Here is an 18,080-nt window from a genome sequence, read left to right as displayed (position 1 = left end):
GAGACCGCGTCAAGGACGCGTCTGCCCGTTCCCGTGGACGCGATACTTGAAGGTCGTCAGCTGCTCGACACCCACCGGCCCGCGCGCGTGCATCCGTCCGGTGGCGATGCCGATCTCTGCGCCGAAGCCGAACTCGCCGCCATCGGCGAACTGGGTCGAGGCGTTGTGGGTCACGATCGCCGAGTCGACTTCGGCAAGGAAGCGGGTCGCCTCGGTCATGTCGTCGGTGACGATCGCGTCGGTGTGGTGCGAGCCGTTGGTCTCGATGTGCTCGATCGCGGCGTCGAGGCCGCCGACAACCCGCACCGAGATGATGGCGTCAAGATACTCGGTGCGCCAGTCCGCCTCGCTGGCGGCGGTGACCCGGTCGTCGACCGCCTGGGTAGCGGCGTCACCGCGCACGGCACAGCCAGCATCCAGGAGGGCGGAGACGAGGGGGGCCAGGTGCGTGTCAGCACAGGCATGGTCGACGAGCAGGGTCTCGGCGGCCCCACAGATGCCGGTGCGGCGCATCTTGCTGTTAAGCAGGACGGTACGGGCCATGTCGAGGTCGGCGCCGGCCGCCACGTAGACGTGGCAGATGCCGTCGAGATGGGCGAAGACCGGAACCCGGGCCTCCGCCTGCACGCGTTCCACCAGGCCGCGCCCACCACGGGGCACGATGACATCGATGCCCCCGTCGAGGCCGGTGAGCATCGCTCCCACCGCGGCGCGGTCGCGGGTCGGCACGATCTGTATGGCGTCGGCCGGGAGGCCGGCGGCATCGAGCCCGGCGCGCATGACGCGGGCGATGGCCATGGCGGAACGGTGACTGTCCGAGCCCGCCCGCAGGATTGCGGCGTTGCCGGCCTTCAGGCAGAGCGCACCGGCATCAGCGGTGACGTTGGGCCGGCTCTCGAAGATAACGCCGATCACGCCAAGCGGGACGGCGATGCGCTCGATGAGCAAGCCGTTGGGCCGCTCGAAGGCCGCGACCTGACGTCCGACGGGATCGGGCAGCGCGCCAATCTTGGCCACAGCGTCCGCGATGCCGTTGAGACGGCCCGGATCGAGGGTGAGGCGGTCGATGAGCGCCTGGGTCTGGCCGGCAGCACGAGCCGCCTCAACGTCAAGGATGTTCTCGGCCAGGATGACGTCGCGCTCGGCGCGCAGGCGCTCGGAGATCAGGCGCAGGGCCGTGTCCTTGGTCTGAGCTGGCGCGAGGGCGATCTGGCGGGCGGCGGCGCGGGCGCGCCGGCCGATGGCGTTCATCTCCTCAGAGAGATCGCCGGGGGGCGCAAAATCGGTTCGCAGGTTCAGAACGGGCACGGCCTTCATCCTCGCGACCGTCGCGGAAAGGGGCGCGGCCGCTATGTGTTCCCGCCCGTCATGCCATGCCGGATACCGTCTCAACAAGCATCGCCGCTGACAGAGCTGCTATTCCCACACCATAGCGAGGTCGTCGCGGTGGACCATCTCGGCCCGACCCGGATGGGTGAGGAGGTCCGCGATCTCCCGGCTCGGCCGGCCGATGATGCGCAGGGCCTGATCGCTGTCATAGGCCACGAGCCCGCGCCCGAGGATGCGCCCGGCCTCGTCGCGGATCACCACCGCGTCGCCGCGGCCGAAGCCGCCCTGGACTTTCGTCACGCCCACGGGCAGCAGGCTCGCGCCGCCCTGGAGGGCCCGCGCCGCGCCGGCGTCGACCGTGAGGATGCCACGCGGCTCCAGGGAGCCGGCGATCCAGCTTTTGCGGGCGGTGACGGGGTTCGAGCCGGACAGGAACCAACTGCAGCGCCCGCCCCGGAGGATGGTGCGCAGGGGATTCTTCTCGCGCCCGTCGGCGATGATCATGTGGGTGCCGCCGCTCGCGGCGATCTTGGCCGCCTCGACCTTGGTGCGCATCCCGCCGCGGGAGAGTTCGGAGGCCGGCCCACCCGCCATGGCCTCGATATCGGGGGTGATCCGCTCGATCAGGGGCAGGTGGCGCGCCGCCGGATCGGTGTGCGGGGGCGCGGTGTAGAGGCCGTCGATGTCCGAGAACAGCACAAGCACGTCGGCCCCGATCATCGTGGCGACGCGGGCGGCGAGGCGGTCGTTGTCGCCGTAGCGGATCTCGCTGGTGGCCACCGTGTCGTTCTCGTTCACGACGGGTACGGCGCGCACCTCGAGGAGCTTCAGCACCGTGGCACGGGCATTCAGGTAGCGCCGGCGCTCCTCGGTGTCCTGCGGCGTCACCAAGATCTGGCCGGCGGCGATGCCGTGATGGCCCAGAGCCTCCGACCAATGGCGCGCCAGGGCGATCTGTCCGACGGCCGCCGCCGCCTGGCTCTCCTCAAGGCGCAGAGTCCCGGGCGGGTAGCCCAGCACCGTGCGTCCCAGGGCGATGGCCCCGGAGGAGACGACCAGCACGTCGGCGCCGCTGGCATGAAGGTCGGCGATGTCCTCGGCGAGCGCACTCAACCAGGCATGGCGCAGGCGCCCGCGCGTCCGGTCGACCAGGAGGGCCGAACCGACCTTGATGACGATGCGACGGAAATCTTGGAGATTGGGGATCTGAAGGTCGGAGGTCATCGGCAGCGTCGGCGAGAGGACGATGGAGCGCTTGTGACGACCGGTTGCCCGCCGCACAAGACCGGGTTGCCCCTCCTCAGGGTTGCCACGCCTCCGCTGGCCGCGCCTCGGCCTCGGCGAGCTTGGCGGCGTCCATCTCCCGGGCGAGCGCCCGCAGGGCGTCCTGCACGCCGAGGCCGGTGGCCGAGGACAGAACGAGCGGCTTCTTCTTGGAGGCACGCTTTAGGCGCGCGACCTGCTCCTTGAGCACGTCCGGATCAACGACGTCGGCCTTCGAGAGCGCCACGATCTCGGGCTTTTCGTCGAGGCCGTGGCCGTATGCTTCGAGCTCGCGCCGGACGAGCTTGTAGGTCTGGCCCGCATGTTCATTGGTGGCTTCGACGAGGTGCAGCAGCACCCGGCAGCGCTCCACATGGGCCAGGAACTTGTCGCCGAGGCCGACGCCGTCATGGGCGCCCTCGATCAGGCCTGGGATGTCGGCGAGAACGAACTCACGCTCGTCGGAGCGCACCACGCCGAGGCCCGGGTGCAGCGTCGTGAAGGGGTAGTCGGCAATCTTGGGCTTGGCCGCCGTCACGGTGGCGAGAAAGGTCGACTTGCCGGCGTTCGGCAGCCCGACGAGACCCGCATCCGCGATGAGTTTCAGGCGCAGCCAGACCCATTGCTCGTGGCCTTCCAGTCCCGGGTTGGCATGCTTCGGGGCGCGGTTGGTCGAGGTGGTGAAGTAGGCGTTGCCGAAGCCGCCGTTGCCGCCCTTGGCGAGACGCACACGCTGGCCGACATGGGTCATGTCGGCGATCAGGGTCTCGCCGTCCTCGGCCAGGATCTCGGTGCCGGCCGGCACCTTCAGCACCACGTCGGCACCGTTGGCCCCATGGCGGTTCGAGCCCATGCCGTGCTCGCCCTTCTTGGCCTTGAAGTGCTGCTGGTAGCGGTAGTCGATCAGGGTGTTGAGACCGTCGACGCACTCGACCCAGACGTCGCCGCCACGCCCGCCGTCGCCGCCGTTCGGTCCGCCGAACTCGATGAACTTTTCACGGCGGAAGGCCACGCAGCCGGCGCCACCGTCGCCGGAGCGGACATAGACCTTGGCTTCGTCGAGGAATTTCACGGGCGGACTCAGGTCAGGTTGGCTCTCGGGGCGCGAGCGCGCGACCGAAACGTCAGGAGGAGAAACGACAACGGGGAAGACGGTTTCCCATCTTCCCCGGGATCATCTGGTGGTCGGGCCCGCCTGGCGGAAGGCCCTGGCTCGGCGCCTTACTCGGCGGCTTCCTGCATCGGCACGACGGTGACGAAAGCACGGCCGCGCTTCGTCTCGAACAGCACCCGGCCGGCGGCCTTGGCGAACAGGGTGTGGTCCGTGCCAATGCCGACATTGGTGCCGGGATGCCACTTGGTGCCGCGCTGGCGCACGATGATGTTGCCCGGAATGACGGCTTCCGAACCGAACTTCTTCACGCCGAGGCGCTGGCCGGCCGAGTCGCGGCCGTTGCGGGACGAGCCGCCTGCTTTTTTATGAGCCATGGGGAATTACTCCGAATTCTTGGATCTCAGGTCGGATCGTCAGGCGCTGATGCCGGTGATGCGGACCACCGTGTGATGCTGGCGGTGGCCCCGCTTGCGGCGGGAGTTCTGGCGGCGGCGCTTCTTGAAGGCGATGACCTTCGCGTCGCGGCCGTGGCTGACGATCTCGCCGGTGACGCTGATGCCCGAGAGCAGCGGCGCGCCGACCTGAGTGGCGCCTTCGCCGTTCGTGAACAGGAGCACGTCACCGAAGGTGACGGCCGAACCGGCCTCACCCGCGAGGGTGGCGATCGTGATGGTGTCGTTGGCGGCGACGCGATACTGCTTGCCGCCCGTCTTGATGACTGCGAACATCGTTCTCTCTTCGTGTTCTCTGCCGGTCTCCCGCTCGCCGCGAAGCGAGCCTGGACCGTCTTCTTGTTCAGGTCATCCGCGACACCGGATCGGGGCTTGATGCCTGGGCCGAGCGCGAACGCGAAACGCGCGGACTTCGTCGAGGAAGCCGCGCGAGAGGCGGTGGATAGGCGGGGACGGGGTGATTTGTCAATGCGGTCGCGAAGCCTCGGCGCCCGACAAGCTACCGCTTCGTCAAGCCGCCCAGGACGTTCCGCAGGATCGCGTTGCCCACCTCGGTCCCGACCTTGCGGGCCATCGAGCGGGCGGCGTTGCCGAGCACCTGCTCGGCGAGGCCGGGGGCCGGCCGGCGGCCGCCCTTACCGGCGGGCTTGCCGCCAAGGACGCCCCCGAGCCAGCCGCCGAGCATTCCGCCCAGGCTCCCCTCGGCGGCCTGGGCCCCGTCCGCTCCGCCGTCGAGGCCCTTGCGGGCGGCCAGCATCTCGTAGGCGCTCTCGTTATCGACCGCTTGGTCGTACTTGCCGCGCACCGGGCTCTTCGCCAGGAGCTCGGCGCGCTCGGCCGGGGTGATGGGGCCGACGCGGCCCTGGGGCGGGGCGATCAGGGCGCGCTCGACGACCGAAGGCGTGCCTTTCGCCTCCAGGAACGAAACGAGGGCCTCGCCGACGCCGAGCTCGGTGATGGCCTTGGCGACGTCGAAACCGGGATTCTGGCGGAAGGTCTCGGCCGCGGCCTTCACGGCGCGCTGGTCGCGGGGCGTGAAGGCGCGCAGGGCGTGCTGCACCCGGTTGCCGAGCTGGCCGAGGACCGATTCCGGTACGTCCAGGGGATTCTGCGTCACGAAGTAGACGCCGACGCCCTTCGAGCGGATCAGGCGCACCACCTGCTCCACCGCGTCGAGGAGGGCCTTCGGGGCGTCGTCGAACAGGAGGTGCGCCTCGTCGAAGAAGAACACCAGCTTCGGCTTGTCGAGGTCGCCGACCTCGGGCAGCTGCTCGAAAAGCTCGGAGAGCATCCAGAGCAGGAACGAGGCGTAGAGCCGAGGCCGTTGCATCAGCTTGTCGGCGGCCAGGATGTTGACGATGCCCCGGCCCTCGCGGTCCACCCGCATGAAGTCGTTGAGGTCGAGGGCCGGCTCTCCGAAGAAGCGGTCCGCTCCCTGGTTCTCGAGCATCAGGAGCTGGCGCTGGATGGCGCCCACGGAGGCCGCCGAGACGTTGCCGTACTGGCCCGAGACCGCCTTCAGGTTCTCGGTGAGGTAGAGAAGCAGGGCCCGCAGATCCTTGAGGTCGAGGACCGGCCACTTGTTGTCGTCGGCGACCCGGAAGGCGATGTTGAGGACGCCCTCCTGGGTGTCGTTGAGCTCCAGCAGGCGCGCGAGCAGCAACGGCCCCATTTCGATGACGGTGCAGCGGATCGGATGGCCCTGATCTCCGAACAGGTCCCAGAACACCGTCGGGAACCGGTCGGGCTCGTAGGGGATCCCCAGTTCCGCGGCGCGCCCGACGAAGACCGGCTTGGATTCCCCGGCTGCCGCGAGGCCCGAGAGATCCCCCTTGATGTCGGCGGCGAAGACGGGGACGCCGGCGTTGGAGAACCCTTCCGCCATGACCTGCAGGGTCACGGTCTTGCCGGTGCCGGTGGCCCCCGCCACAAGGCCGTGGCGATTGGCGAGCCGGAGGGTTAGGCCCTCGGGCTTCAGGCTGCCGTCCTTCAGCGGCGCTTTGCCGACCAGGATCGTGCCATCGTCCTGCATGACCGTCCGTTCCTCTTCGCCGGCCTGGGCGCGGCGGCATCGACCGTGAGGGTTATGGGCCGCGACCGCGGCATTTTCCAGCGCTTCGCGGGCCGGCCTTGATTTCGGGGCGACGAGGCCGGAAGGACAACATCCCGACCGAGCAGCAATCCCGGCCGCGCGGAACACCCGGCCACCCAGGAGCCCGTTTGAGATGGAAGAGTTGATCGCCCGCGTGACGAACCGGACCGGCCTCGACGCCGCCACGGCCCAGACCGCCATCGGCCATATCCTGGCCTTCCTCCAGAAGGAGGGGCCCGCCACCGAGGTGAGCCAGCTGCTCAGCGCCCTGCCGGGATCCGAGACCACGATCGCCGAGGCCAATGCCGGCGAAGGCGGCGGCGGCCTGATGGGCATGCTGGGCGGCATGATGGGCGGCGGCGGCGTCATGGCGCTGGGCCAGAAGCTGATGTCGGCCGGTGTGCCGATGGGCCAGATGCAGCCCCTCGGCCAGGAACTGTTCGCCTACGGCCGCGAGAAGGCCGGAGAGGGCGTGATGGGACCGATCGTCGGCTCGATCCCGGGTTTGAACCAGTTCGTCTGAGTCCATTCGTGTGCGATCGGTGGGCCCGGTCCTTCGGCGACTACCCATCGGGCGGTCGCCGAGCTGCCGGGTCCTTCCCGTTGCAAACCTCTCTGGCTAAACGGCAATCCGTGTCATAAAAGCGTGTGGGCTTCGTGATGTTGTGACGTCCCGAAGGCACGAGGCCAGGGGCTCCCGCGGAGCCGCCTCGGTGTCCCGACAGGGCGGATTGGACGATGGTCCCGAACTTCGCGCGCGATGCCTCCATGGCGTGGCTCAATGGCTGGGAGGCGCATGTGCACGCCCCCTTCGCCCGGCTGAAGCAGCGCACCGCCGAGGCGGGACGCGGCGGCCTGCCGGCCTTCCATCCCCGCGGTCTGCTGCTCCCGCCCGGGGCGGCGCCGATCCGGTTCAAGCCCCGCCTGAAGAAGCCCCTGGCCGCGCCGGGCCTCGCCCCGACCCTCGGCCGGATCGGCACCCTGGAGGTCCGCCTCGCCACCACCGTCGCGGAGATCCGGCGGGCCCAGCGCCTGCGCTACCGGGTGTTCTACGAGGAGATGTCGGCGGTCCCGAGCGGCTTCGCGATGCTGTCGCGCCGGGACATCGACGATTACGACGCGGTCTGCGACCACCTCCTCGTCATCGATCACGCGGCCGTGAACACCACGCCCTTCGCCACCAAGCCCTTCCGCCGGGCCCGGCCGAAGGTGGTCGGCACCTATCGGCTTCTGCGCCAGGAAGCGGCCGACAGCCACTTCGGCTTCTACACCGCAGGCGAGTACGACATCGCCCCGATGATGGCGGCCAATCCGGGGGCGCGCTTCCTCGAACTCGGGCGCTCGTGCGTGCTGAAGCCCTACCGGACGAAGCGGACGGTGGAACTGCTCTGGGCCGGGATCTGGGCCTATGTCCAGCACCACCGTATCGACGCCATGCTGGGCTGCGCCAGCCTGGAGGGAACCGACCCCGACCGCCTCGCCCTCCCCCTGAGCTTCCTGCACCACCATGCCCGCGCCGCGGAGGGCTGGTGCGCCCGCGCCCTGCCCGAGCGCTACGTCGCCATGGACCGCCTCGCACGTGAGGCCGTGGATCCCAAGGCGGCGCTGCAGGCGCTGCCGCCGCTGATCAAGGGCTACCTGCGCGTCGGCGCCACCTTCGGCGACGGGGCCGTGGTGGACCATCAGTTCGGCACCACGGACGTCTTCGTGGTGCTGCCCGTCTCGGCCATCGCGGAGCGCTACCGCGACCATTTCGGACCGGCGGCGAACCGCAGGGCCGCCTGACGGCCCATCGGCTCAGGGTCTCGCCGTCCCGGTGGCGGCAAGCCCCGGACGGCCCTCGACGGCGGGGGCCGTCCGGCTTCCGAGGGCACGCAGGAGCGGCCGCTCGAGGGCGTGATAGGCCACGAAGCCGACAGCGACGCCGAGGACCAGCGCCAGGGCGACGAGGAGGTCGGGCGCCAGGCTGTCCCGCGCCACCGCAGCCCGCAGGAGTTCGAACGTGATCGTGTGGGTGAGATAGATCGAGTAGGACGCGTTCCCGAGTCCCTCCAGCGCCGTTCCGATCCGCATGCCGGCGCGCTCCATGAGCAGCAGGCCGCCGACCACGCCGGCGCTCGGAACGCCGAAGACCAGCACCCGGTAGGCGGCCCCCGGCAGGGCGACGGTGCATTCCAGTTCCGAGGCGTGACCGAAGCCGAAGACTAGGTTCAGGGCAAAGCCGATCAGACCGAAGGCCAGAAGATAGCCCGCATCCGTGCGCCCGACGGTGCCGCGCCGGTAGAGCCACGCGAGGCCGATGCCGAAGCCGAATTCGAGGATGATCGGATTGAGGAGGAACAGGGTGAGGTGCTCGGGCCGCGCGAGGGCGAAGAGTCCCGCGAACAGAGCGAGCGCCACGGAGAACCGGCCCGTCGGCGTCCAGAAGAGCCACGCGCGGGCGAGATAGACGCAGAGATAGAACAGCATCTCGAAACAGAGCGTCCAGCCGACGGCGAGGTACGGCATCTCGAAGCCACGCTCACTGAACGGGATGAACAGCACCGTCGCGGGAATTCGGTGCGGGTCGGGCAGCCCGGACAGGAGCGTCAGGCCGACGACGAGGCCGCTCAGGAGCCAGTAATACGGCACGACGCGCAGGACGCGACGCAGGGCGAAGCGATGCGCGGAGGGCAGATCGACGATGCGCTGCGCCGTGAGGGTGATGATGACGCCGCTGATGACGAAGAAGACGTCGACGCCGACGGCTCCGAAATCCTCGAGGTGGCCGAGGCGGCCCTGAACGGGCTGCCGGGCACTCAGGGTCCTGGCGAGGTCGAAGGCGTGGGCGTAGACGACCAGGCACGCCGCGATTCCCCGTAACGCCTGAAGGGAATGGAGGATTTTCACGGCGTGGTCCCTCGGTGAGGCGGGCCGAACCGTCGCGATGGCCGGTGCGACCGGACCCGGGCGTCCACGGGGCAGGCCGGGCCGCTACGCCGTTCGCGCATCCGCCACGAGGGCGGCCAGGCCCTCGCGGTAGGTCGGATAGGCGAGGTCAACGCCGAGTTCGTCCCGGATGCGGTGGTTCCGGACCCGCTTGTTCTCGCCGTAGAAACTGCGCGCCATGAGGCTGAGGTCGGCGGTCTCGAAATCGACCTCCGGCGGCAGCGGCAGGCCGGCGAGCTTGGCGGCGTACTCGGTGACCACCTGCGGCGGCGTCGGCTCGTCGTCGGTGACGTTGTAGACCGCGCCGCCCCGAGGCTTGTCGATCGAGGCCAGGAGCGTCGTGGCGATGTCGTCCACGTGGATGCGGTTAAAGACTTGGCCAGGCTTGATAATCCGCTGCGACTTGCCTTCGCGCAGCTTCACGATCGGGTTGCGGCCTGGGCCGTAGATGCCCGACAGGCGGAACACCTGGACGGGTTTGCCGGTCTCGCGGCCCAGCGCCAGCCAGGCCTCCTCGACGGCGAGGCGCCCCTGCGAGCGCCCGCTCACCGGACTGGGAGCGGTATCCTCGTCGATCCAGGCGCCCTGGTGGTCGCCGTAGACGCCGATGGTCGAGAGATAGCCAATCCAGCCGATGCGGCTCTTCGCGATGGCGTCGCGGTATACGCCGAGGGTCGTGTCGAGGTCGCGGACCGGAGGGGCCGAGACGAGGAGCACGTCCGTGTCGGCGAGGTCGGCCGCGATGCGGGGATCGTCGGAACCCGGTCCGAAGGCCCGCATCGCGGCGATGTCGCCGGGTCCGGTCCGCGCCGGATCGGTGACCGTGGCGCGGACCGCGTCGAAGCGGTCGCGGGCGCGCTCCACGAAGCGCCGGGCGGTGAAGCCGAGACCGAAGACGAAGAGGTTCATGCAGCAACGGGTCCTGTCGTCTCGGGGCCGTCGGAATCGAGGGCCAGGCGCCACTCGGCCCGGACGGCATCGTCGGTTTCGCCGAAACCCCGGGCGTTGAAAAGGGCCCGCAACCCTCTCGGAGGGACGAGGCGCCCGAGGGCCCACACCGCCATGCCGCGCACGAGGGGCGACGGATCGGACAGGTTCGCCTCGGCCGCCGCGGCGAGACCGGGCTCGCCGGAGTTGCCGATGGCGATGAGGACGTTGCGCAGGAAGCGGTCCCGGCCCGTGCGCTTCACGGGCGTGCCGGCGAAGCGGACCCGGAAGGCCGATTCGTCCAGGCCGGCGAGCTCGGCCAGGGGCGGCGCCGCGAGATCGGCGCGGGCGGCCATGCGGCCCTCGGCGGCCACCGCGGCGAACTTGTTCCAGGGGCAGACGGCGAGGCAGTCGTCGCAGCCGAAGACCCGGTTGCCGATGGCGGTGCGGAACGCCGTCGGAATCGGCCCGGCATGCTCGATCGTGAGGTAGGCGATGCAGCGGCGCGCATCGAGCTGGTAGGGCGCCGGGAAGGCGTTGGTCGGGCAGATGTCGAGGCAGCGGCGGCAGGAGCCGCAATGGTCGGCCTCCGGCGCGTCCGGCTCCAGCTCGGCCGAGGTGTAGATCGCCCCCAGCAGCAGCCAGTTGCCAAGGTCGCGCGAGACCAGCACCGTGTGCTTGCCCTGCCAGCCGAGGCCGGCGGCGGCGGCGAGCGGCTTCTCCATCACGGGGGCGGTGTCGACGAAGACCTTCACCCGGACGTCGCCCTTGGCCGAGAGGTAGCCGCCGAGCTCCTTCAGCTTGCCCTTGACCACCTCGTGGTAGTCGCGCCGCTGGGCATAGGCCGCAATGGCGCCCCGGTCGCGCCGGGCCAGGAGGGCCAGGGGATCGTGCTCCGGGCCGTAATTCATGCCGAGCATGACGATGCTGCGGACGCCGGGCCAGAGGGTGGCGGGGTCGGCGCGCTGGTCGGCCCGCTCGACCATCCACTCCATGCTGCCGTGGTGGTCGGCGGCGAGCCAGGCGGGGAGCCGGGCCTTCAGTTCGGGCACGGCGTCGGGCCGGGTGACGCGGACGGCCTCGAAGCCGAGGAGGCGGGCGCGCGCCTCGACGGCGCGACGCAGGTCGGCGCCCGCGAGGACGGTTCGGGGCGCCCTGGTGGCGGCCCGGGCCTGCGGCGTCCGCTTTGGGTTCAAAAATCCAGGTTCGCGTAGTGGTCCGCCGGCGCCATGCCCGGCACCCGGTCGGCCAGCAGGGTGCGGAAGCACGGGCGGGATTTCACCCGCGCGTACCAGTCCCTCGCCGTCTCGTCCTCGTCCCATGGCACGTCGCCGAGATAATCCACGCAGGACAGGTGGGCCGCCGCGGCGAGATCGGCATAGGTCAGATGGTCGCCCGCCAGCCATTTCCGGCGGGACATGAGGTAGCCGATATACTTCATGTGGTAGCGCACGTTGGTGCGCGCGGCGCGAATGGCGTTCATGTCCGGCGGGCCGCCGCCGTTGGCGCTGTTCATGAAGCGCTTCGAGATCTTCTCGGTGACGAGGTACTCGGTCACCTCGGCGTTGAACTTCACCAGGAACCAGTCGAGCAGGCGGCGGACCTCGACCCGGGCCGCCGGGGTCTCGGGCAGGAGGCGCCGGCCGCTGAGGCCGAGCCCGCGGGTCTCGTCGAGATACTCGGCGATGATTCCGGCTCCCGGCACGGCGAGCCCGGTCTGCTCCACCAGCACCGGCGTCGTCCCGGCCGGGTTGATCAGCAGGAAGGCTTCGCGCCGGTCCCAGGCACGCTCCTCCATCAGCGTCGGCTCCATGCCCATCTCGGACAGGACGAGGCGGATGAAGCGGGAATGCGGGCAGAAGGGAGAGTGGTAAAGCGTCGCCATCGAGGCCGTTTCGAACGGGGAGGGTGTGCCGGGGGACGGGCCGCGTCGGTGCCCCGCGGGGATGGTCGGCGGCGATAACACTTATGGCCCGATGATTGCCGCCTCATTAACATGCCTGGCGCGAACGCGATAACCATCCGTCAACCTTGACGGATCAGCCTCGATCCGCGAAGGCCGCGCGAGGTGGATCCACACCCCCCGCTCCGGACCGGCCCGGTCCCCCGAAACACCCCCAACCGTCGAGGCGCTGAGATGATGGATGCGATGGGCATCGCGAAGGCGGTCGTGCTTGCCGTGGTGGAGGGGGCGACCGAGTTCATCCCGGTCTCGTCCACCGGGCACCAGCTCCTCGTCGGCCACTTCATCGGCTTCGAATCGCCCAACAACACCTTCGAGGTGCTGATCCAGCTCGGCGCGATCCTGGCGATCCTGGCCGTCTATTTCCGCCGGCTCCTCGGCATCACCCTGGCGCTGCCCAACGACCCCAAGGCCCGTCGATTCGTCCTCGGAATCCTGGTGGCCTTCCTGCCGGCGGCGATCATCGGCGGCCTCTTCTCGAAGTACATCAAGTACTATCTCTTCAATCCCTGGATCGTCTGCGCGACCCTGGTCGCCGGCGGCATCGTCCTCCTCGTCCTCGACGAGACCGACCTCGAGGTGAAGAAGCACGACGTCTTCGACTTCACCCTGCCGATGGACTTCCGGATCGGCCTGTTCCAGTGCCTCGCGATGATCCCCGGCGTGTCGCGCTCGGGCGCCACCATCGTGGGCGCGATGCTGATGGGCGCCGACAAGCGCTCGGCCACCGAGTTCTCGTTCTACCTCGCGATCCCCACCATGGCGGGGGCCTTCGCCAAGGACCTGCTCGACAACTACAAGAACCTGTCGCGGGACGACACCGGCCTGATCGTGATCGGCTTCATCGTCGCCTTCATCTCGGCCTTCATCGTGGTCCGGACGGTGCTCGACTACGTCGCCTCCCACGGGTTCCGGCTGTTCGCCTGGTGGCGCATCATCGTCGGCTCGCTGGGCTTCGCCGGCCTCATCATCTTCGGCTGACGCGCGTCGCCCGGTCCCCGGATCGATCGGGATAAAAAATACAGAACGGGGAGGCGATTGCGTCCGCGCGCCGCCCCGTGCAAGGGCTGTCCGGATAAGGATGTCCGGCCACGCTTGGCTGGCGCCAAGCCGCTTGGCCGGAGCCAAGCATCTGCGGAGGCCAGCCCCGATGGAAGACCGTCCCCTCGCCGACCTGTTTCCGCCCGCGACCCGCGCGCGCTGGCTCGGCCTCGTCGACGGTGTTCTGAAGGGCGGCGACTTCGAGAAGCGCCTCGTCGCGAAGACCGCCGACGGCATCCGCATCGAACCCCTCTACGACGCCGCCGCGCCGGTGGCGCAGCCCGTTCGGGCCCCCGGCCCGTGGCGCGTGGCCCAGCGGGTCGACCACCCGGACGGCGCCCAGGCGAGCGCCCTCGCCCTGGCCGATCTCGAGGGCGGCGCCGACGCCCTCACCCTGGTCTTCGCCGGCGCCCCCTCCGCGCGGGGCTACGGCCTCACCGCCACCACCGCCGCCGACCTCGACGCAGCCCTCGGCAACGTGATGCTGCCGCTGATCGCCACCCGGCTCGATGCGGGCGCGCGCGGGATCGAGGCCGCCTTCCTGATCCGGGACGTGGTCGCGGCCCGCGGCGAGCCCCTGAAGGGCCTCGACCTCGACCTCGGCCTCGACCCCATCGGCACCCTGGCGGCCGGCGGGTCCCTGGCGGAGGATTATGGCGCCGAGATCGCCCGCACCCTGGCGGCCTTCGACGCGGAGGGCTTCTCGGGACGCGCCTGCCTCGCCGATGGCCGGCCCTACCACGAGGCCGGCGCCAGCGAGGCGACCGAGCTCGCGGCCGTGCTGGCCACCGCGGTGGCCTACCTGCGCGCCCTCGAAGCCAACGGGCACCCGCTGGAGCGCGCCCGGGAGGCCGTGGCGGTGCTGCTCACGGCCGATGCCGACGAGTTCCTGACCATCGCCAAGTTCCGGGCCATGCGCCGGCTCTGGGCCCGGGTGGAAGCGGCCTGCGGCCTCGACCCCCGGCCCCTGCGCCTCCATGCCGAGACCGCCTGGCGGATGATGACCCGGCGCGACCCCTTCGTGAACATCCTGCGCACCTCCATGGCCGCCTGCTCGGCCGGCCTCGGCGGCGCCGACGCGATCACCGCCCTGCCCTACACGGCGGCCCTCGGCTTGAGCGACGCCTTCGCCCGACGGGTGGTGCGCAACAGCCAGATCGTCCTCATCGAGGAATCGAACCTCGCCCGCGTGGCCGACCCGGCCGCCGGCGCCGGCAGCTTCGAGACCCTCACGGGCGAGCTGACCACGGCTGCCTGGGCCGCCTTCCAGGCCATCGAACGCGAGGGCGGCCTCGTCGCGAGCCTGCGGGCCGGTGCGATCCAGGGACGGATCGCCGCGATCCAGGCGATGCGGGCCCGGAACGTCGCCACCCGCCGCGAGGCCCTGACCGGCGCCAGCGAATTCCCCTACCTCGCCGAGAAGCCCGTCACGGTGCTGGACGTCGCCCCCGTGGCGGCGCCGCCCGCCGCCGGCTTCGGCAGCGGATCGGCCCTGACCGCCCCGCCCCTGCCGTCCCTGCGCCTCGCCGAACCCTACGAGGCCCTGCGCGACGCCTCCGACGCGGCGCTGGCCGCGAGCGGTCGACGCCCCGCGGTGTTCCTGGCCAATCTCGGACCCGTGGCGGTCTTCAACGCCCGCTCGACCTTCGCCGCCAACGCCTTCGCGGCCGGCGGCATCGAGGCCGTGAACCAGGAGGGCTTCACCGATCCGGCGGCCCTGGCCGAGGCCTTCCGGGCCTCGGGCGCCCGCATCGCCTGCCTGTGCTCGTCCGACGCGCTCTACGCCACCCACGCGGTGGAAGCCGCCCGCGCCCTCAAGGCGGCCGGGGCCAGCACCCTGTACCTGGCCGGCAAGGCAGGCGACCTCGCAGCCCCCCTCAAGGCGGCCGGCGTCGACGGCGAACTCCATGCCGGCGGCGACGTTCTGGCGCTGCTGACGGGAGCGCTGGCGCACGCGACGAACGCGTAGGCGCGCAACCCTGAGGCGGTCGCGCTCGTTCTCGGCCCAGTCGAGTCGAAACACGAACGGATTCCCATGCGACGCGCAGCCCTCGCGGTGACCACCCTTGCCCTCCTGACCGCCTCCGCCGGGGTCGCGGATGCCGCCAAGAAGAAGGTCCAGGTGCCCAACCGCTACGACGGCACCTGGAGCATCGAGGTGGTCACCCTCGACGGTCCCTGCGACCGGGCCTACCGCTACGGCGTCCAGATCCGGCGCGGCGAGGCGAGCTATGCCGGCGGCGAGTTCAACATCAACGGGCGCGTCTCGCAGACCGGCGCCGTGCGGGCGGTGATCTCCCGCGGCAGCGACGCCGCCGACGTGGTCGGCCGGCTGGGCCGCTCGGGCACCGGCAACGGCACCTGGAACACCACGGGGCTGATCGCCTGCAGCGGACGCTGGAACGCCGAGCGTCGCGGCTGAGGCCGAGCGTCGCGGCTGAAGCCGCGCCCAGGATGGCCCTGTGATGGGCGCGCCACAACCGCGCGCCGATCGTCGTCGGACCACCCGGTGCCGGACTTCTGCCCTTCTCCGGACCAAATCGCTGGTGAATACTCGCGTCGGATCGAGATCGATTTCGCACGGGGCTTCCGACGATGAAGGCTTTGCTGTTCGGCGCTTTGGTGACGACCTTGGGATGGGGCACCGCGGCGGAGGCGGCAGGGCGCAATCCGGCGCAACCGCACGGGGTCATGTCCCCCCTCGAGCGGGCGGCGACGGAGTGCTTCGCCGAGACCGTGCTGTCCAACCCCGCCGCGACCCGACACGCCCGCGCGGGCCGCTGGTACGAGGCCGCCGGCGTCACCGGCTTCCTGTGCCGCCCGGAGGTCGACGCGATGATCCAGGCGCATGATCGCCTCTACGGCCGCGGCACCGGCGCCCGCTACTTCCAGACCGCCTACACCCGCCATCTCGGCCAGCAGCTCGCCGAGCGCCTGCAGCCGATGCTGGAGCGCAAGTCGATGGCGAGCGCCGAGCCGCCGGTCGACAAGGTCGAGGCCCAGGACGGGGACAAGCCGGCCGAATAGGTCGACTCCGCCCGAAACTTCTCCCGCCGATGGCCTCCGTTAACCGGCCTCCCCTTAGCGTGATGACGAGAGGACATCTCGAAGCCGGGACGGCATTGCTGACGATCCGTACCTGCTCCGGGCTGAACACCTTGGCGCGAACGGGGCACGCCGCGTGAGTTCTGACGACGATCCCATCGACCCTCTGCCGACGCCGCACCGCCCGCGCCTGGCGTCCGCCGCCCTCCGGCTGGCCACCCGGGCGGTCGACGCCGCTGCCGCCCAGCGCTGGCGGGACACCGCGACGATCCTGACCCTCCGGGGCGAACTCGCCGCCCAGGCGGCCTTGATCCAGCGCCAGGCCGACGCCCTCGCGGACATGACGCGCATCTTCGAGGCGGCCTCGGCCGAAGCGCGGATCGGCCTCTGGCAATGCGACCTCCCGGACGAGTCCCTGCGCTGGAGCGAGGGGGTCTACGACCTCTTCGAATTCCCGCACGGATCCCCGGTGAGCCGGCCGGAGACCCTCGCCTGCTACACCGAGGAGGCGCGACGCCACCTCGTGGCCGTTCGAGCGGAGGCGATCGGCCGGCGCTCCCCCTTCACCCTCGATGCCGAGATCGTCGCCGGCCGCGGCAGCCGCCGCTGGATCCGCATCACCGGGTCGGTGGAGACCCGCGCGGGCGTTCCCGTGCGCCTGTTCGGGTTCAAGCAGGACATCACCGAGCAGAAGCTGAGCGCCGACCGCACGCGCTACCGGGCGGAATTCGACCGCATGACGGGCCTGGCGAACCGGTCGGTCTTCGACGAGCGCCTGGCGCAGCTGTCGGAGAGTGGGGCCTTGTTCCTGGTCGACCTCGACGGCTTCAAGGCGATCAACGACACCTACGGGCACGCCGTGGGCGATGTCTGCCTGCAGGAGGCCGCGCGGCGCCTGCGGGCGGCCTGCCAGGAAACGGATCTCGTCGCCCGCATCGGCGGCGACGAGTTCGCCGTCCTCGTGGAGCGGGAGGCCGACGGGCCGTTCTGCGAGGCGATCGGCCGGCGGATCGTCGCGGCCATGCGCGACCCCTACCACCATCGCGGCGTCTGCCTGCGGTTCGGCGCCTCCGTGGGCATCGCCCGGGTCGCCGCCTCGGCGCCGGCGGATCTCTTCACCCGCGCGGACGCGGCCCTCTACGCGGCCAAGGCCGCCGGCCGCGGCACCCTGCGCATGGCCCTGCCGCGCTGAGGACGCGTCCGCCCTCAGGCGGGCAGGACGACCACCTTCGTCTTCACCGGCGTGCGGGCGTAGAGGTGGATCATGTCCTGGCTCAGCAAGCCGACGCAGCCGCTGGTGATGCCCGAGCCGATCGTGTCGGGCTCGCTCGAGGCGTAGATCGTGTAGAGCGTGTAGGCACCGTTCTGGTAGAGGTGCAGGGTGCGGGCGCCGAGGGGGTTGTCGAGACCGCCCGGCATGCCGCGGGCGTACTTGGCCGCCTCGGGCTGGCGCCGGATCATCTCCGCGGGCGGGGTCCAGGTGGCCCATTCGGACTTGCGCCCGACATAGGCGTCGCCGCTCCAGCGGAACCCGTCGCGACCGACATTGGCGCCGTAGCGCGTCGCGGTCCCGTCGCCCTCGACGCGGTAGACGTAGTAGTTGGCCGGATCGACGATGATCGTGCCGGCCGCCTCCTGGGTCGGGTACGGGACCGTGCGGCGGAAGTATTTCGGATCGACCCTGCTGATGTCGGTGGCCGGGATGGGGAACCTCTCCTCCGGCATCGGGCCGTAGATCTTGGCCGCCTCGGCGCGCAGGACGCCGTCCGAAGAGACGCAGCCGGCGAGCCCGAGGGCGCCGAGGCCGGTTCCCGTGCCGACCAGGAAGGACCGGCGGCTCAGGCAGCCCATTCGCCCGTCCGTCGTGCCGGACTCAACGTTCCTCGTGTCCCTCGTCATCGCAGGCGTCCCGTCTTTCCGTCGCGC

The 18,080-nt window shown here is 70.6% G+C and carries 18 protein-coding genes; 7 read left to right on the top strand and 11 right to left on the bottom strand.

All coding sequences use genetic code 11. The features are described 5' to 3' along the window. Positions 1-9: 9 nt before the first annotated feature. From ASF18_RS15165 to ASF18_RS15140, 6 genes are all read right to left on the bottom strand, one after another. Complete coding sequence (locus ASF18_RS15165; protein WP_056215424.1) at positions 10-1,308, bottom strand: glutamate-5-semialdehyde dehydrogenase; 1,299 nt, start codon at positions 1,306-1,308, stop codon at positions 10-12. 108 nt (positions 1,309-1,416) lie between these two features. Beyond that, complete coding sequence (proB, locus tag ASF18_RS15160; protein ID WP_056352885.1) at positions 1,417-2,553, bottom strand: glutamate 5-kinase; 1,137 nt, start codon at positions 2,551-2,553, stop codon at positions 1,417-1,419. 76 nt (positions 2,554-2,629) lie between these two features. Continuing rightward, on the bottom strand, positions 2,630-3,664 hold the full coding sequence (gene obgE, locus ASF18_RS15155) for a GTPase ObgE (RefSeq protein WP_056352666.1): 1,035 nt from the start codon (positions 3,662-3,664) through the stop codon (positions 2,630-2,632). 149 nt (positions 3,665-3,813) lie between these two features. Next, positions 3,814-4,080 (bottom strand): 50S ribosomal protein L27, encoded by a 267-nt coding sequence (gene rpmA / locus ASF18_RS15150; RefSeq protein ID WP_056179428.1) that lies wholly within the window; start codon positions 4,078-4,080, stop codon positions 3,814-3,816. A gap of 39 nt (positions 4,081-4,119) precedes the next feature. Continuing rightward, a complete protein-coding gene (gene rplU / locus ASF18_RS15145) occupies positions 4,120-4,434 on the bottom strand; it encodes a 50S ribosomal protein L21 (protein WP_056215136.1) in 315 nt (104 codons plus the stop codon). A 223-nt stretch (positions 4,435-4,657) separates the two neighbouring features. Further along, positions 4,658-6,190, bottom strand: a complete 1,533-nt coding sequence (locus tag ASF18_RS15140) for a helicase HerA-like domain-containing protein (RefSeq protein WP_056352664.1) — start codon at positions 6,188-6,190, stop codon at positions 4,658-4,660. Positions 6,191-6,338: 148 nt separating this feature from the next. On the opposite strand from ASF18_RS15140, the gene ASF18_RS15135 reads away from it, so the two are divergent. After that, on the top strand, positions 6,339-6,773 hold the full coding sequence (locus ASF18_RS15135; protein ID WP_280138939.1) for a DUF2267 domain-containing protein: 435 nt from the start codon (positions 6,339-6,341) through the stop codon (positions 6,771-6,773). Between the two features lie 215 nt (positions 6,774-6,988). Further along, complete coding sequence (locus ASF18_RS15130; protein WP_056352654.1) at positions 6,989-8,035, top strand: GNAT family N-acyltransferase; 1,047 nt, start codon at positions 6,989-6,991, stop codon at positions 8,033-8,035. 12 nt (positions 8,036-8,047) lie between these two features. Here the strand turns inward: ASF18_RS15130 and ASF18_RS15125 are convergent, their stop codons facing one another. The 4 genes from ASF18_RS15125 to ASF18_RS15110 all read right to left on the bottom strand — a co-directional run bounded on the left by ASF18_RS15125 (position 8,048) and on the right by ASF18_RS15110 (position 11,990). Next, positions 8,048-9,139 (bottom strand): acyltransferase, encoded by a 1,092-nt coding sequence (locus ASF18_RS15125; protein ID WP_056352653.1) that lies wholly within the window; start codon positions 9,137-9,139, stop codon positions 8,048-8,050. Between the two features lie 84 nt (positions 9,140-9,223). Beyond that, positions 9,224-10,087: an SDR family oxidoreductase gene (locus ASF18_RS15120; protein ID WP_056352651.1), complete on the bottom strand. Its 864-nt coding sequence runs from the start codon at positions 10,085-10,087 to the stop codon at positions 9,224-9,226. Beyond that, positions 10,084-11,229, bottom strand: a complete 1,146-nt coding sequence (queG, locus tag ASF18_RS15115) for a tRNA epoxyqueuosine(34) reductase QueG (RefSeq protein ID WP_082487616.1) — start codon at positions 11,227-11,229, stop codon at positions 10,084-10,086. Before queG ends, ASF18_RS15120 begins: the two co-directional genes overlap by 4 nt. A 68-nt stretch (positions 11,230-11,297) precedes the next feature. Next, on the bottom strand, positions 11,298-11,990 hold the full coding sequence (locus tag ASF18_RS15110) for a glutathione S-transferase family protein (RefSeq protein ID WP_056215114.1): 693 nt from the start codon (positions 11,988-11,990) through the stop codon (positions 11,298-11,300). 255 nt (positions 11,991-12,245) lie between these two features. Here ASF18_RS15110 and ASF18_RS15105 point away from each other — a divergent pair, with 255 nt between their 5' ends. The 5 genes from ASF18_RS15105 to ASF18_RS15085 all read left to right on the top strand — a co-directional run bounded on the left by ASF18_RS15105 (position 12,246) and on the right by ASF18_RS15085 (position 17,346). Continuing rightward, positions 12,246-13,049, top strand: a complete 804-nt coding sequence (locus ASF18_RS15105; protein ID WP_056352881.1) for an undecaprenyl-diphosphate phosphatase — start codon at positions 12,246-12,248, stop codon at positions 13,047-13,049. Positions 13,050-13,218: 169 nt separating this feature from the next. Continuing rightward, positions 13,219-15,078: a methylmalonyl-CoA mutase family protein gene (locus tag ASF18_RS15100; protein WP_056352649.1), complete on the top strand. Its 1,860-nt coding sequence runs from the start codon at positions 13,219-13,221 to the stop codon at positions 15,076-15,078. 66 nt (positions 15,079-15,144) lie between these two features. Continuing rightward, positions 15,145-15,531, top strand: a complete 387-nt coding sequence (locus ASF18_RS15095) for a hypothetical protein (RefSeq protein ID WP_056215104.1) — start codon at positions 15,145-15,147, stop codon at positions 15,529-15,531. A 173-nt stretch (positions 15,532-15,704) separates the two neighbouring features. Beyond that, the gene (locus ASF18_RS15090; RefSeq protein WP_056352648.1) at positions 15,705-16,136 is read left to right on the top strand and encodes a hypothetical protein; all 432 of its coding nucleotides are present in this window, start codon (positions 15,705-15,707) and stop codon (positions 16,134-16,136) included. Positions 16,137-16,290: 154 nt separating this feature from the next. After that, positions 16,291-17,346: a sensor domain-containing diguanylate cyclase gene (locus tag ASF18_RS15085; RefSeq protein ID WP_244472714.1), complete on the top strand. Its 1,056-nt coding sequence runs from the start codon at positions 16,291-16,293 to the stop codon at positions 17,344-17,346. Positions 17,347-17,360: 14 nt separating this feature from the next. On the opposite strand, the gene ASF18_RS15080 is transcribed toward ASF18_RS15085, so the two are convergent. Beyond that, positions 17,361-18,053 carry a L,D-transpeptidase gene (locus tag ASF18_RS15080; protein WP_056352646.1) on the bottom strand — a complete coding sequence of 231 codons (693 nt, stop codon included), beginning with the start codon at positions 18,051-18,053 and terminating at the stop codon, positions 17,361-17,363. Between the last annotated feature and the right edge of the window lie 27 nt (positions 18,054-18,080).

This window comes from Methylobacterium sp. Leaf89 (genome assembly GCF_001422215.1).
Classification (GTDB): domain Bacteria; phylum Pseudomonadota; class Alphaproteobacteria; order Rhizobiales; family Beijerinckiaceae; genus Methylobacterium.
The sequence above is the reverse complement of the archived record's forward strand: the minus strand, read 5'-3'. Positions and strand labels throughout refer to the sequence as shown.

Bases quoted from the DNA above. Each gene is read 5' to 3' on its own strand.
- ASF18_RS15090 (WP_056352648.1), top strand. From the start codon at position 15,705: ATGAAGGCTTTGCTGTTCGGCGCTTTGGTGACGACCTTGGGATGGGGC.
- ASF18_RS15105 (WP_056352881.1), top strand. From the start codon at position 12,246: ATGGATGCGATGGGCATCGCGAAGGCGGTCGTGCTTGCCGTGGTGGAG.
- ASF18_RS15140 (WP_056352664.1), bottom strand. From the start codon at position 6,190: ATGCAGGACGATGGCACGATCCTGGTCGGCAAAGCGCCGCTGAAGGAC.
- rplU (WP_056215136.1), bottom strand. From the start codon at position 4,434: ATGTTCGCAGTCATCAAGACGGGCGGCAAGCAGTATCGCGTCGCCGCC.
- ASF18_RS15110 (WP_056215114.1), bottom strand. From the start codon at position 11,990: ATGGCGACGCTTTACCACTCTCCCTTCTGCCCGCATTCCCGCTTCATC.
- ASF18_RS15130 (WP_056352654.1), top strand. From the start codon at position 6,989: ATGGTCCCGAACTTCGCGCGCGATGCCTCCATGGCGTGGCTCAATGGC.
- proB (WP_056352885.1), bottom strand. From the start codon at position 2,553: ATGACCTCCGACCTTCAGATCCCCAATCTCCAAGATTTCCGTCGCATC.
- rpmA (WP_056179428.1), bottom strand. From the start codon at position 4,080: ATGGCTCATAAAAAAGCAGGCGGCTCGTCCCGCAACGGCCGCGACTCG.
- ASF18_RS15120 (WP_056352651.1), bottom strand. From the start codon at position 10,087: ATGAACCTCTTCGTCTTCGGTCTCGGCTTCACCGCCCGGCGCTTCGTG.
- ASF18_RS15080 (WP_056352646.1), bottom strand. From the start codon at position 18,053: ATGACGAGGGACACGAGGAACGTTGAGTCCGGCACGACGGACGGGCGA.
- ASF18_RS15100 (WP_056352649.1), top strand. From the start codon at position 13,219: ATGGAAGACCGTCCCCTCGCCGACCTGTTTCCGCCCGCGACCCGCGCG.
- ASF18_RS15095 (WP_056215104.1), top strand. From the start codon at position 15,145: ATGCGACGCGCAGCCCTCGCGGTGACCACCCTTGCCCTCCTGACCGCC.